This window comes from Streptomyces sp. NBC_01689 (assembly GCF_036250675.1).
In the GTDB taxonomy this organism is placed as follows: Bacteria; Actinomycetota; Actinomycetes; order Streptomycetales; family Streptomycetaceae; genus Streptomyces.
Genome location: NZ_CP109592.1, coordinates 7,603,745 through 7,616,748, shown reverse-complemented (window position 1 = coordinate 7,616,748; position 13,004 = coordinate 7,603,745). Strand labels below are relative to the sequence as shown.

The window sequence follows — 13,004 nt, the reverse complement described above, 5'->3', positions numbered from 1 at the left end:
CCGGGGTCGCCGCTCAGGCCCGGTCGTCCGGGGAACGGCGCCTGAACCCCCACGCCGGTGCCCCGGTCCCGCGGCCCCTCCACAGCAGTACCGCCGCGGCCAGCAGGACCACGCCCGCGCCGCCCGCGACCGGGCCCGCCCAGCCCGAGGCCTCGTGGTCGGCCCGCGGGGCGTCGGGGCCCGCGCCGAAGTACTTCTGGCCGTACGCGGCCGCGTGCGGGTCCTCCTTCTTGAGCCGCCCGGCCGCCTGGATGGCCGCCACGGGGTCGATGAAGCCGAACCCGCGGGAGTCGTCCCGGCCGCCCTCGGGAGCGTTGCGGGCGGTGTCCTCCAGGAGCGTCTTGACCTGTGCCGGGGACAGGCCGGGACGGGCCGCCTTGATGAGCGCGACGGCGCCGGAGACGAAGGCGGAGGCGGCACTGGTGCCCCATCCCTCGTAGTACCGGTCGTCCGGGTCGGCGATGACGACGTCCACGCCGGGAGCGCTGACGGTGGCGTACCAGCGGCGGGTGGAGAACGAGGCGTGGGTGCCGTACCGGTCGACGGCCGCGGCCGCGATCACGCCCGGATAGGCCGCCGGGTAGGAGATGTGGTCGCCCTTCTCACCGCCGTTGCCCGCCGAGGCGACCACGACGGCGCCCTTCTTCAGGGCGTACTGGACGGCGGCGTCCTCGGCGGGTTCGGGGTGGGCGGACTTGGAGTCGTCGCCGAGGGAGAGGTTGATGACGTCGGCTCCGTGGTCCGCGGCCCAGCGGATGCCCTCCGCGAGGGCGTTGCCGCGGGTGCTGCGCGCTCTCGTACGGGAGGAGTCGCCGTCCTCCAGGATGACGCGGACGGGGAGGATCTTCGCCTCGGGGGCGATGCCGAGCACGCCGTCGCCGTGGCCCGCGCCGTGTCCGTGACCCGCGATGATCCCCGCCATGGCGGTGCCGTGCCGGGCCCACGCGCGCTCACCGCGGTGCGCTCCGAAGCCGACCAGGTCCTTGCCGGTGAGGACGTTGCCGACCAGGTCCGGGTGCTGGTCGTCGACGCCCGTGTCGAGGACCGCGACGGTGATCCCGCCGCCCTTGGTCGTGCGCCAGGCCTGCTGGGTGTGGAGGGCGTCGAGGGCCCACTGCTGGGCCCGTATGCCGTCGGCGTACGCCGTGGTGGACGGGAGCAGTGTGAGGGAGCCGGCCAGCAGGGCACCGAGGAGCGCGGCCCGGCGGGTGGGGGTACGGGTCATGACGGCTTCTCCGAGGCCGGGTTGACGATTCTGCGCAGGCTCCGCTCGACGCGGTCGGCGAGGCCCTGCGCGTCGTTGCCGAGGCCCGCCTGGGCGGGGGCCGTGGTCACACCGGGCCGCACGGCGTCCGCCGCGGGCTGCGGGGCGGTGACGACCCGTCCGTCGGCGAAGCCGGAGACGGCGTAGACGACGACGGGGGCGTCGGTGAGGACCGAGACCGTCCAGGACGCGCGCTGGGCGTCGCCGAACGCGGCGGCGACGGTGCCCTTGACGGCGTACGGACGGGGCATCAGGTCGGCGCGCCGGTCGAGGCCCTGCTGCTTGAAGCGGGTCTTCAGGGCGGTCGTCGTCGCCGCGTCCGCCTTGGTGAACAGCATTCCCACGGTGGTGACCTGACTGTGCGTCACGTCCGTGTAGGTGGCGCGCAGCAGCCGCAGGCAGCCGGCCGGGGCGAGCGCCTGGCGCAGGAGCGGGTCGAAGGCGTCGGCGCAGCCGCTGTCCGGGGCGACGGCGACCCGGGTCCAGGTCCGGTCGGCGCCACCGGGGCCGGCGCCCTGGCCGTCGACGGTGGGCGGGAAGAGCCGGTCCACGGGGACGCTGTGCCACAGTCCGGCGGCTGTCGTGAAGGAGGTACGCGCGCCGTCCTCGCCCGTGCTGTCCCCGGTGAGCCAACTCCCGGTCACGGCACCGCCGATGAGCCCGAGGCCCAGGACGAGGCAGACCGCGGCGGCGACGGTCCGGTGCCGGGTGCGCGGGTGCGGGTGGGCGGGGTGCGGGCGCGTGGTGACGTGGTCGCCGGGGGCGTAGGTGTCGAACGTGTCGAAGCCCTCGAAGCCGTGGTGGGTCTCGGGTTCCGCGAAGGAGACGTAGGGGCGGTCGGTGCCCGGCGCCGGGCCCGCGGGCGCGGGGGCCCGGCTCACGGGCGGTGCGCCTTCGGGCGGCGTGCCGGGGGCGGACCGCGGTCGTCCGGTCGTGTCCGTGGTACCGCCGTCGGGTACGCCGCCGTCCCGTGACGGCCGCGGGAGGTACGGCGGCGTGCCGGCACCGCGCGCCGCCGGCGGGGCGTCGGGGAAACGGGCCGAGGCCGGCGGCGGGGGCGGGCTCGACGGTGCGGTACGGCGGCCGGGGACGCGCGGGTCGGCGCTCTCGCGGGGCGGGGCCGTGGCGGCGGGCGGTGCGGGGGTGCGGACGGCACTCGGCCCGGGCGCGGCAGCGGCGGGGGACGCCGGGGGGACCTCCGGGGGCGGGCCGGTGGGCCCGGCGCTCCCGGTGGAACGGGCGGAGGCCGCGGGGCCGGAGAGCCCGGACGGCCCCGGGAATCCCGTGGCGTCCGAGGATCCCGGGGCACCCGGGGAAGGCTTCGTCCCGGAAGGGCTCGTACGGCGGAAGGGCCGTGCGGGCGTGCGGGATCCGTCGTCCGTGCGCGGGCCGGTTCCGGTGGCCGCGCCCGACGTGCGGGGGGCTCGGGCGTCGGAGCCCTCCGGGACGGCGGGAGCGCCCGGTGTCCGTCCCCGGGGGTCACCGGCGGGGCGCGGCACGGTCGTCGGGGGCCGGTCCCCCGGATCGGGCAGCGTCCAGGGCTCACCGCCCACCGGTGCCGCCGGAAGGGGTCGCCAAGTGGCGCCCGCGGGAGGCTGTTCGGGGCGCGGCGGCAGCGCGGAGCCCGTCCCGGGGGACGGCTCGGACCGCGGCGGGTTCACCGGCCGGGGCGGCGCCGCCTCCCGTCCGGAGGACGAGGTACCGGTTCCCCGCGGGGGCACCGGACGACCGGGCTCCCGTGACCTCCGCGGGTCGGCCGCTCCGGACCGTGGGGGCGTCGTGGGCCGAGGGGGCACCGTGTCCCCGGGCGCCGGGAACCGCTCCGGCCGGGCCTCGGTGGCGGCCTCGCTCCCGGAGCTTCCGGAGGCGCGCTCGGCACGTCCCGGTCGCGCCGGCCGGAAGAACCGGGCGTCGGGCCGCTCCGGCGAGCGCTCCACGGCGGGCGGGACGGCGCCCGCGTGCCCGGACGGGTTGCCGGGGCGTGCCGCGGCGGCCTGCCGGGAGAACCCCGCGTCCCCCGGCTCCGGTGAGGGCTCGGGACGCGAGGGCGGGGCGGTCCCGTCGCGGAGGCCGCCCTCGGGACGCGAGGGCGGGGCGGTCCCGTCGCGGAGGCCGCCCTCGGGACGCGACGGCGGGACGGTCCCGTTCCCCGGGCGGTCCTTGGGCGCGCGCCGGAAGAATCCGGCGTCGGTCGGTGCGGACCGGCTGTCGGGGCGGGCGGCCGGCGGGCGGTGTGGCGCGGTGTCGTCGTCCGTGCGGGGCACCGCCGCTCGATCAGGCGCCGTCACTCCGTCTGTCGCCGTCCCTCCGGCGGGCTCCGCCGCTTCGCGGGTCCCCTCGGGGGGCGGGCCCGCGGCGGGCGGCTGTTCGGGGTGGGGTGGGACGGCCGGGCGCGGCGGGGTCGAGGCACGACGCGCTTCCGTGCTCATGCACCCCCCGTTTCCTCGTGCCCGGGCGACCGGTCGGGCCCGGAGTCCACCGGGTCGTCCACCTGTACGGAGAGGACCACCCCGGCGACTCATCCGCCACGGGACACGCATACCCGTACCGACGGACCGTCATCCCGGGCAGGCGCCGCCCGGTCGAGGTCGTTCCTCCCTCGTCCGCGTCACTCTACGGGTTGACGTCGGCCGCGAGGGAACCAGTCCGGGACCCCGGGGCATCTGCCCGGAACGTCCCCCTACCCTGCGGTAATCGAGTCTGGCAGGCTTCGGTCATGACTGCCCGCGCCGCAGACCGGGCCCGCTACGACCGGGCCACCGCACACCTCGACGCCCCTCTCGCGATCGTGGACCTGGAGGCCTTCGACGCGAACGCGGACGACCTCGTCCGCAGGGCCGGCGGCAAGCCGATCCGGGTCGCCAGCAAGTCCGTCCGCTGTCGCGCCCTGCTCGAACGCGTCCTCGCCCGGGACGGTTTCGCGGGCATCATGTCCTTCACCCTGGCCGAGTCGATCTGGCTGGCCCGCTCCGGTTTCGACGACGTCCTGCTCGCCTACCCGTCGGTGGACACCGCGGGGTACGCGGAGCTGGCGGGCGACCCCAAGCTCGCCGCCGCCGTCACCGTCATGGTCGACGACCCCGCCCAGCTGCGTCTCATCGACGAGGCCCGCGGGGGCGGCACCGAGACGGTGCGGGTCTGTCTGGAACTGGACACCTCGCTCAGGCTGCTCGGCGGGCGGATCCGGGTGGGCGCCCTGCGCTCGCCGCTGCACTCGGCCGGGCAGGTCGCGGAGATGGCGCGGACCGTCGTCGACCGGCCCGGCTTCGAGCTGGTGGGGATCATGGCGTACGAGGGCCATGTCGCGGGCGTCGGCGACGCCGTCGCGGGGCGGCCCTTCCGGTCCCGGGCCGTCCGGCTGATGCAGGCCACCGCCCGCAGGGAGCTCGCGGCCCGGCGCGCCGAGGTGGTCCGCGCGGTGCGCGAGGTCGCGCCCGGCCTCGCGTTCGTCAACGGCGGGGGCACCGGCAGTGTGCAGCAGACGGCCGCCGAGGACGCGGTGACCGAGATCGCGGCGGGCTCCGGGCTGTACGTCCCGCGGCTGTTCGACAACTACACGTCCTTCAGCGGCCGTCCCGCCGCGCTCTTCGCGCAGCCCGTCGTGCGCCGTCCCGGCGTCGGGGTGGTCACGGTTCTCGGCGGCGGCTATCCGGCCTCGGGAGCGGCGGGCCCCGACCGACTCCCGGTCCCCTTCCTCCCGGAGGGGCTGCGGTACGACCCGCAGGAGGGGCCGGGCGAGGTGCAGACCCCGCTGCTCGGCCCGCCCGCGGACGACCTGCTCATCGGCGACAAGGTGTGGTTCCGGCACGCCAAGGCCGGGGAGCTGTGCGAGCGGTTCGACGCGCTGCACCTGGTGGAGGGTGACGAGGTGACGGCGACCGTCCCGACGTACCGCGGCGAGGGCCGTACGTTCCTCTGAGGCGCTGCGCCGTCACCGGGAGGGGCCGATGCTGCTGCCCACTCCCCCGCTCGTGTCCGCGTCGTCCGTCGGCCGGATCCCCTCGGCGATCCGGTCCATGTCGGCGAGCGGCGGTCCGTCGGCGCCGGCGTCGAAGGCGAAGCGGACGATGACGGGCGCCTCGGAGCCCACACTGGAGGCGAACGCCAGCGACTCGACGTAGCCGCCGGGACCCACTCCGGTCGCGACCCTCCAGCGCACCAGGTACCCGGCGCGGCCCGCGACGGCGATCGGGGCCGCCTTGACCACGCGGTGGGACGTGATGCCCCGGTAGGGGCGGCCGCCGAGGACGTCACGGTCGTAGGCGGCGCGCGCGGCGTCGTCGACGTCCCGTTCGGCGAGGGTCCTCGGGGAGCGTTCGGCGTTCGCGGTGACGGTGCGCGAGGAGACCCTGCCGCGGCGGCACAGGCCGGGATCGCCGGGGCAGTCGTACGTTCCGGGGGTGGTCATGACGAGGTCGTCCTCGGCGAAGTCGCCGGGTTGGGTCCAGCCCTTCGGCAGCGGCAGCGTGATGCCGTTGAGTTCGTCCACGACGACGGACGGGCGGCCGGGGCGTGGCGCGGTGGTGGGGGCGGCCGTCGGGGAGTCCGCCCCCGGCGGCGCGGAGGAGGTGGCGGCCGGTGTGGCCCGGGCCGCCGCGGCGCCGCTCCCGTCGTCGTCCCGGCCGAGGAACAGGACACCGGTGACGATCGCGGTGACGAGCACCGCGCCGGCGGTGACGAGTGCCACCGCTCTGGCGCGGCCGGGGCCGGGGCCGGCCGGTCCGGGCGGGGTCAGGGGCACCGGGACGGTCCCGGACTGCCGCCGGTGGTCGGTCCACGCGGTGCCGTCCCACCAGCGCTCGGCGAGCGGGTACGACGGGTCGCGGTACCAGCCGGGCGGGTGCGTCATGCTCATCCCGGCACTCTAGGACCCGCCCCGGACGCGGGTACACGGTGCTCAGTGCACGGAGTCCGTCTGGTCGGGAACGACCGAACCGTCGTCCCTCAGGACGGGTTTCCCGCCACCGTCCGCCGCGTTGTAGGCGCTCGTCGCGCACGGGTAGGGCTCCGGCCTGCGCGGCAGCGGCCCGAGGAACATCGGATTGATCAGCCAGCGGCCGTCGGCGTCGTCGTAGGCCCGGCACATGAGTTCGCCCTTGTTGCGGTTGAGCACGAGGTGGGCGCCGGTGGCGTCCCCGACGAAGGTGACGTCGGTGTCGGCGTCTCCGGCCGCGAGCGCGACGCGGTGGCGCGGGTCCTGCCGCCGCCAGGCCGCGGTGCCGTGGACACCGTAGATCTCCTGGTTGACCCAGCACCGCTTGCCGTCGATGTACGGGATGACCTCGCCGCGGGTCACCGGTACCCCGCCGCAGCCCTCGTTCCGGGTGGTCATGCGTCCCCGCCGGTCGAGGACCGAACGGATGGCGATCGTGTGCCGCGCGTCGACGCCCACACCCCGTGACCAGACCTCGGTGACCGGTTCGGAGCCGGCCGAGACGATGTACACGTCGAATCCGGCCCGTCGGAGGGTCCGGATCAGGTCGCGCTGCTGGGCGTAGTAGCGGACGTACGCCGGGAGGGTGTGCGTGCCCACGGTGCGGGTCGAGCCGACCGGCGCGGCCAGGGCCTCGGCACGGGCCCGGCGGGTGTAGGAGGTCACCTCGGCGAGGGTGTGTCCGGCGAGGAGCTGCGGCACCCAGGCGTACTGGGGCACGGTGCGCCGGTGGTTCCACCGCCCGGCGAAGGCGGCGGCGCCGCTCATGGTCCGTCCGGTCTCGCGGATCCGGAGGATCTCGTCGGCGCAGCGGGTTCCCTTCGAGGTCGGGAGGGGGGCGCCCACGGGGGTGGCGGTGCCGCAGGCGGTGGTCAGGGCCCGGTCTGCCGCGTCGGTCAGCCATGCGCTGGTGTCCTTCCAGCGCGCCGGGCGCAGGATCCGGTCGTGCCGCAGGATCCACGCGAGGGTCGCGTCGGTGACGTCGTTCTTGGTGACCGTGTTGTCCCAGTCGAAGGCGGCGACGGGGGCGTTCCGTGCCTGGGGCGCGGAGCCGGTGCCGGCCGGGAGGCGGGAGCAGGTGCCGCGGGTGTCGATCAGCCGTTGGAGGCGGGCACGGTTGTCGCCGTACCAGTTGCCCGAGAGCCGCGGGCAGTCGGGACGCCGGCCGGCGGGTGCGGTGGCCGCGGCCGCCGGGGTGGCGGCCGCGACCAGGGCCCATACGAGAGCGGTGCGGACGGATCGGAATCGCATGGGTCGTGCCTACACCGGGATGCCTACAGGGGCGTGACGTACGCGCCCGAGATCCCTCCGTCCACCAGGAAGTCGGAGGCGTTCACGAAGGAGGAGTCGTCGCTGGCGAGGAAGGCGACCGCCGCGGCGATCTCCTCGGCCTCGGCGAACCGGCCGACCGGGATGTGGACGAGGCGGCGCGCGGCGCGTTCGGGGTCCTTGGCGAACAGCTCCCGCAGGAGCGGGGTGTTGACCGGCCCGGGGCACAGGGCGTTGACGCGGATGCCCTCGCGGGCGAACTGCACGCCCAGCTCGCGGGACATGGCGAGCACACCGCCCTTGGAGGCCGTGTACGAGATCTGGGAGGTCGCCGCGCCCATCCGGGCGACGAAGGACGCCGTGTTGATGATGGAGCCCCGGCCCTGACGGCGCATGTAGGGGATCGCTGCCTTGCAGCACAGGTAGACGGAGGTGAGATTGACCTCCTGGACGCGCTTCCAGGCCTCCAGGCCGGTGTCCAGGATGGAGTCGTCGTCGGGCGGCGAGATGCCCGCGTTGTTGAAGGCGACGTCGACCGAGCCGTAGGTGTCGTACGCGGTCCGGAACAGCGCCTCGACCTGCTCGGGGTCGGTGACGTCGACCTTGACGAAGATCCCGCCGACCTCGTCGGCGGCCGCCTTGCCGCCGACCTCGTCGATGTCGCCGCAGACGACGTGGGCGCCCTCGGAGGCGAGCCGGCGTGCGGTGGCGAGTCCGATGCCGCTGCCGGCGCCGGTGATGACGGCGGTGCGGCCGACCAGACGGCGGCAGACGGTGCCTCCGGTCGCTCCGGCGCCCGGGGTGGCTTCGGTACCTGCGGTGGCTTCGGTCACTGTGCGGGGCCCTCCGTGCTGATGAAGACGTTCTTGGTCTCGGTGAAGGCGGTGAGGGCGTCCGGGCCGAGCTCACGGCCGATCCCCGACTGCTTGAAGCCGCCGAAGGGGGTCCAGTAGCGGACGCTGGAGTGGGAGTTGACGGAGAGGTTGCCGGCCCGGACGGCTCCCGACACGCGCAGCGCCCGTCCGACGTCCCGGGTCCAGACGGAGCCGGCGAGTCCGTAGTCGGTGGCGTTGGCGAGCCGGACCGCGTCCGCCTCGTCCTCGAAGGGCAGCACCACGGCGACCGGTCCGAAGACCTCCTCGACGGCCACCCGCGCGTGCGGCTCGACGTCCGTGAGGACGGTGGGCGGGAACCAGAAGCCACGGCCCTCGGGTGCCTTGCCGCGGATGCCGGCGAGGTCGGCGGGGACGTACGACCGTACGCGCTCCAGCTGTGCCCGGGAGATCAGCGGGCCCATCTGTGTCGCCTCGTCGGACGGGTCCCCGACGACGACGGACTCGATCGCCGGGGCGAGCAGCCCGAGGAAGCGTTCGTACACGGAGCGCTGGACGAGGATGCGGGTGCGGGCGCAGCAGTCCTGGCCCGAGTTGTCGAGGAAGGACATGGGGGCGGCGGCCGCGGCGGCCTCGATGTCGGCGTCGGCGAAGACGATGTTGGGGCTCTTGCCGCCGAGCTCCAGGGTGACGCGCTTGAGAAGGGCCGCACCCTTTGCCAACACCTGTTTGCCCACGCTCGTGGACCCCGTGAAGACGATCTTCGCGACGCCGGGGTGCTCGACCAGGGCGTCACCCGCGACGGGGCCCGCGCCGGGGAGCACCTGGAGGAGGTGCTCGGGAAGGCCGGCCTCCAGGGCGAGTTCGGCCAGCCGCAGCGCCGTCAGGGGCGTCGTCTCGGCGGGCTTGAGGAGGACCGCGTTGCCGGCCGCGAGCGCGGGGGCGGTGCCCCAGGCCGCGATCGGCATCGGGAAGTTCCACGGGGCGATGACCCCCACGACTCCGAGAGGTTCGAGGAGGGTGACGTCGAGTCCGCCCGGCACCGGGATCTGACGGCCGGTCAGGCGCTCGACTCCCCCGGCCGCGTAGTCGAGCAGGTCACGGACGTTGCCCGCCTCCCAGCGGGCGTTGCCGATGGTGTGCCCGGCCTCGCGGACCTCGAGCCGGGCGAGTTCCTCGCGGTGTTCGTCGACGACCACGGCGAACCGGCGCAGCAGCCGGGCCCGGTCACCGGGCGCCAGCACGGCCCAGCGGACCTGCGCCCGGGACGCCCGCAGGACGGCGGCGTCGACGTCGGCCGCGGTGGCGGCAGGGACGGTGGCGACGACCTCCTCGGTGGCCGGGTCGAGCACCCGCAGCTCGTGGACGACCGGGGGTCGCGACTCGTGCGACTCGTGCGACTCGTGCGACTCGTGCGACTCGTGCGACTCGTGCGACTCGTGCGACTCGTGCGACAAGAAGGACCTCACATGCGTTCGAAGGAGCGGCGCAGCTCCCAGTCGGTCACCGCGGCGTCGAAGGCCTCCAGCTCGACGCGGGCCATGTTGCGGTAGTGCGCGACCACCTCGTCACCGAAGGCGGCGCGGGCGATGGGGCTGTTCTCCCAGAGCTCGGCGGCCTCGCGCAGGGTGGTCGGCACGTGCTCGTACGCCGCGGTGTACGCGTTGCCCGTGCACGCCTCGGGCAGTTCGAGTTTCTGCTCGATGCCGTACAGGCCGGCCGCGACGAGGCCGGCGACGGCCAGATGCGGGTTGACGTCACCGCCGGGCAGCCGGTTCTCGAAACGCAGGGAGCGGCCGTGCCCGACCACGCGCAGGGCGCAGGTGCGGTTGTCGTACCCCCAGGCGACGGCGGTCGGCGCGAACGAGCCGGGCTGGAAGCGCTTGTACGAGTTGATGTTGGGCGCGTAGAGGAGTGAGAAGTCCCTGAGCGCGGCGAGCTGTCCGGCGAGGAACCGGCGCATGGTCTCGGACATGCCGCCGGGGTCCTGCGCGGAGCCCGCCATCACGTTCGTGCCGTCGGCGTCCGCGAGCGAGAGGTGGATGTGGCAGGAGTTGCCCTCGCGCTCGTCGTACTTGGCCATGAAGGTGAGCGAGACGCCCTCCTGGGAGGCGATCTCCTTGGCGCCCGTCTTGTAGACGGCGTGCTGGTCGCAGGTGACGAGTGCCTCGTCGTACTTGAAGGCGATCTCGTGCTGTCCCGGGTTGCACTCGCCCTTGGCGGACTCGACGGTCAGGCCCGCGGCCTGCATCTCGTTGCGGATGCGGCGCAGCAGCGGCTCGATGCGTCCGGTCCCCAGGACCGAGTAGTCGATGTTGTACTGGTTCGCCGGGGTGAGACCCCGGTAGCGCGCGTCCCAGGCCTGCTCGTAGGTGTCCTTGAAGACGATGAACTCGAGTTCGGTGCCGACCTGGGCGGTCAGGCCCCGCTCGGCGAGCCGGTCGAGCTGGCGGCGCAGGATCTGGCGGGGGGCCGCGACCACGGGAGAACCGTCGTTCCAGGCGAGGTCGGCGATGAGCAGGGCGGTGCCCGCGTTCCAGGGGACCCGGCGCAGGGTGCCGGGGTCGGGGTGCATGGCGAAGTCGCCGTAGCCCCGCTCCCACGAGGACATGGCGTAGCCGTCGACGGTGTTCATCTCGGTGTCGACGGCGAGGAGGTAGTTGCAGCCCTCGGTGCCGTGTTCGAGGACCTCCTCCAGGAAGAAGCGCGCGGCGAACCGCTTTCCCTGGAGGCGGCCCTGCATGTCGGGGAAGGCCAGGACGACGGTGTCGATCTCGCCGTCCGCGACGAGGGCGCGCAGTTCCTCGACAGCGAGCGGGGGTGTGCGGTCTGCCACCGGAAAAGCCTCCTTCGGTCAGCCGAGAGCCATAAGGTATTGCCGAGAACCATTGCTTGGGAAGGGGGCACGACCGGATGACGCAGGCGGGTCCCGACCGTGGTCCGGGAGGCGCGGGGGACGGTCTCGCGCCGGTGCTGCGCCCGGTGCGGGCGGGCAACGGTTTCGAGGAGGCGCTGGAGCAGATCCTCCAGGTGGTGCGGCTCGGCCTGGTGCCGGGCGGCCAGCGGCTGCCCGCGGAGCGGGAGCTGGCGGAGCGGCTCGGGATCAGCCGGGTGACCCTGCGCGAGGTGCTGAAGGTGCTGCAGGACCAGGGTCTGGTGGAGTCGCGGCGCGGCCGGTACGGCGGCACCTTCGTACGGTCCAGGGACACGGCACCCGGCCAGGACGAGCTGCGCCGCCGGATCGCCGGGGTCGACATCGAGGACGTGCTGCGCTTCCGGGAGGTGCTGGAGGTGGGCGCGGCCGGGCTGTGCGCGGCCCACGGGCTCGACGCCGACCGGGCGGACCGGCTGCGCGAGGCGCTGGCCCGCACCCAGGACGCGCCGCTGGCCGACTACCGCCGGGTGGACACGATGCTCCACCTCACCCTCGCCGAACTGGCCGGTTCCCCGTCACTGACGGCGCAGTACGCGGCCGTCCGGGCGTCCGTCAACGACCTGCTCGACTGCATCCCGCTCCTGGTGCGCAACCTGGAACACTCCCAGCGCCAACACGCCGCGCTGGTCGGGGCCGTGCTCGACGGGGACGCGGACGGGGCGCGGGAGATGATGCGCGAACACTGCGCCGGAACGGCGGCGCTGCTGCGGGGCTTCCTGGCGTGACCGCGGGCCGCTCCGTGGCGCGACGCGTGACACCCGACGCGCGACACGCGACCGCGTGGGGCGTGTGGGTCGTGCGGTGGGCCGATGTCCCGCCCGGTCCGCCCGGCCCGCTGGGTCGCGGGGTTGCGGGGGCTGAGGATGCGGGAGTGAGAGCATCCGTCAAAGGCATGATTCCGTTCCATTGAATTCGAATCCGACAGATTGAATCCGACAGGGAGCGCAGAGTGGGCAGCAGACCGCTGATCGGCGTGAGCACGTATCTGGAGTCCGGGGCGCGCTGGGGTGTGTGGGAGCTGGAGGCCGTGCTGCTGCCGGCCGGCTATCCGCGGCTGGTCCAGCGGTCCGGCGGGCTCGCGGCGCTGCTGCCGCCGGACGATCCCTCACAGGCGGCCTCGGCGGTCGCCCGTCTCGACGGTCTCGTCGTCGCCGGTGGTCCTGACGTCGACCCGGTCCACTACGACGCCGAGCGCTCCCCGCGGACGGGCCCGCCGGCTCCCCGCCGCGACGCCTGGGAACTCGCCCTGATCCGGGCCGCGCTGGACGCCGGGACACCGCTCCTCGGCATCTGCAGAGGCATGCAGCTCCTCAACGTCGCCCTCGGCGGCACACTCGTGCAGCACATCGAGGGCCATGTGAAGGACATCGGCGTCTTCGGCCGGCACGACGTCACCCCCGTACCGGGCACGCGGTACGCGACGATCGCCCCGGAGTCCTGCGCCGTGCCGACCTACCACCATCAGGCGGTGGACCGTCTCGGCCGGGGCCTGACGGCGTCGGCGCACGCCGCGGACGGCACGGTCGAGGCGGTCGAACTCCCCGGCCCCGGCTGGGTGCTGGGCGTGCAGTGGCACCCGGAGATGGGCGAGGACCTCCGGGTCGTACAGGCGCTGGTGCGGGCGGCGTCCTGAGCCGGCGCGGTACGGCGTTGTCCTGAGCCGGCAGGGTATGGGCGGCCTCCCGTGCCGTCGGCGTCCGGGCGTCGGCGCGCGGCGCGTGACGAACCCGGGGCGGGGAACGGTCCCGGCGCACCGCGCGCCACCAGGAC

The 13,004-nt window shown here is 74.8% G+C and carries 10 protein-coding genes; 3 read left to right on the top strand and 7 right to left on the bottom strand.

All coding sequences use genetic code 11. The annotated features are described in order from the left end of the window. Window positions 1–13: 13 nt before the first annotated feature. Complete coding sequence (gene mycP, locus OG776_RS32565; RefSeq protein ID WP_148007728.1) at window positions 14–1,225, bottom strand: type VII secretion-associated serine protease mycosin; 1,212 nt, start codon at window positions 1,223–1,225, stop codon at window positions 14–16. After that, complete coding sequence (locus OG776_RS32560) at window positions 1,222–2,145, bottom strand: hypothetical protein (protein WP_329322969.1); 924 nt, start codon at window positions 2,143–2,145, stop codon at window positions 1,222–1,224. Before OG776_RS32560 ends, mycP begins: the two co-directional genes overlap by 4 nt. A gap of 1,835 nt (window positions 2,146–3,980) precedes the next feature. On the opposite strand from OG776_RS32560, the gene OG776_RS32555 reads away from it, so the two are divergent. Next, a complete protein-coding gene (locus OG776_RS32555) occupies window positions 3,981–5,183 on the top strand; it encodes an amino acid deaminase/aldolase (protein ID WP_148007727.1) in 1,203 nt (400 codons plus the stop codon). 12 nt (window positions 5,184–5,195) lie between these two features. On the opposite strand, the gene OG776_RS32550 is transcribed toward OG776_RS32555, so the two are convergent. The 5 genes from OG776_RS32550 to OG776_RS32530 all read right to left on the bottom strand — a co-directional run bounded on the left by OG776_RS32550 (window position 5,196) and on the right by OG776_RS32530 (window position 11,135). Further along, complete coding sequence (locus OG776_RS32550) at window positions 5,196–6,119, bottom strand: DUF2510 domain-containing protein (RefSeq protein WP_148007726.1); 924 nt, start codon at window positions 6,117–6,119, stop codon at window positions 5,196–5,198. A gap of 42 nt (window positions 6,120–6,161) precedes the next feature. Further along, window positions 6,162–7,448: a haloacid dehalogenase-like hydrolase gene (locus OG776_RS32545; protein WP_148007725.1), complete on the bottom strand. Its 1,287-nt coding sequence runs from the start codon at window positions 7,446–7,448 to the stop codon at window positions 6,162–6,164. Window positions 7,449–7,471: 23 nt separating this feature from the next. After that, window positions 7,472–8,299, bottom strand: coding sequence for a 3-oxoacyl-ACP reductase (locus tag OG776_RS32540; RefSeq protein WP_148007724.1), 828 nt, complete (start codon window positions 8,297–8,299; stop codon window positions 7,472–7,474). After that, a complete protein-coding gene (locus OG776_RS32535) occupies window positions 8,296–9,657 on the bottom strand; it encodes an aldehyde dehydrogenase family protein (protein WP_261994435.1) in 1,362 nt (453 codons plus the stop codon). The genes OG776_RS32540 and OG776_RS32535 overlap by 4 nt, the downstream gene beginning before the upstream one ends. A gap of 107 nt (window positions 9,658–9,764) precedes the next feature. Further along, on the bottom strand, window positions 9,765–11,135 hold the full coding sequence (locus OG776_RS32530) for a glutamine synthetase family protein (protein ID WP_148007723.1): 1,371 nt from the start codon (window positions 11,133–11,135) through the stop codon (window positions 9,765–9,767). A gap of 77 nt (window positions 11,136–11,212) precedes the next feature. Here OG776_RS32530 and OG776_RS32525 point away from each other — a divergent pair, with 77 nt between their 5' ends. Both OG776_RS32525 and OG776_RS32520 read left to right on the top strand, forming a co-directional pair. Continuing rightward, complete coding sequence (locus OG776_RS32525) at window positions 11,213–11,959, top strand: FadR/GntR family transcriptional regulator (RefSeq protein WP_148007722.1); 747 nt, start codon at window positions 11,213–11,215, stop codon at window positions 11,957–11,959. 224 nt (window positions 11,960–12,183) lie between these two features. Next, window positions 12,184–12,867, top strand: a complete 684-nt coding sequence (locus OG776_RS32520) for a gamma-glutamyl-gamma-aminobutyrate hydrolase family protein (RefSeq protein ID WP_148007721.1) — start codon at window positions 12,184–12,186, stop codon at window positions 12,865–12,867. Window positions 12,868–13,004 lie beyond the last annotated feature (137 nt).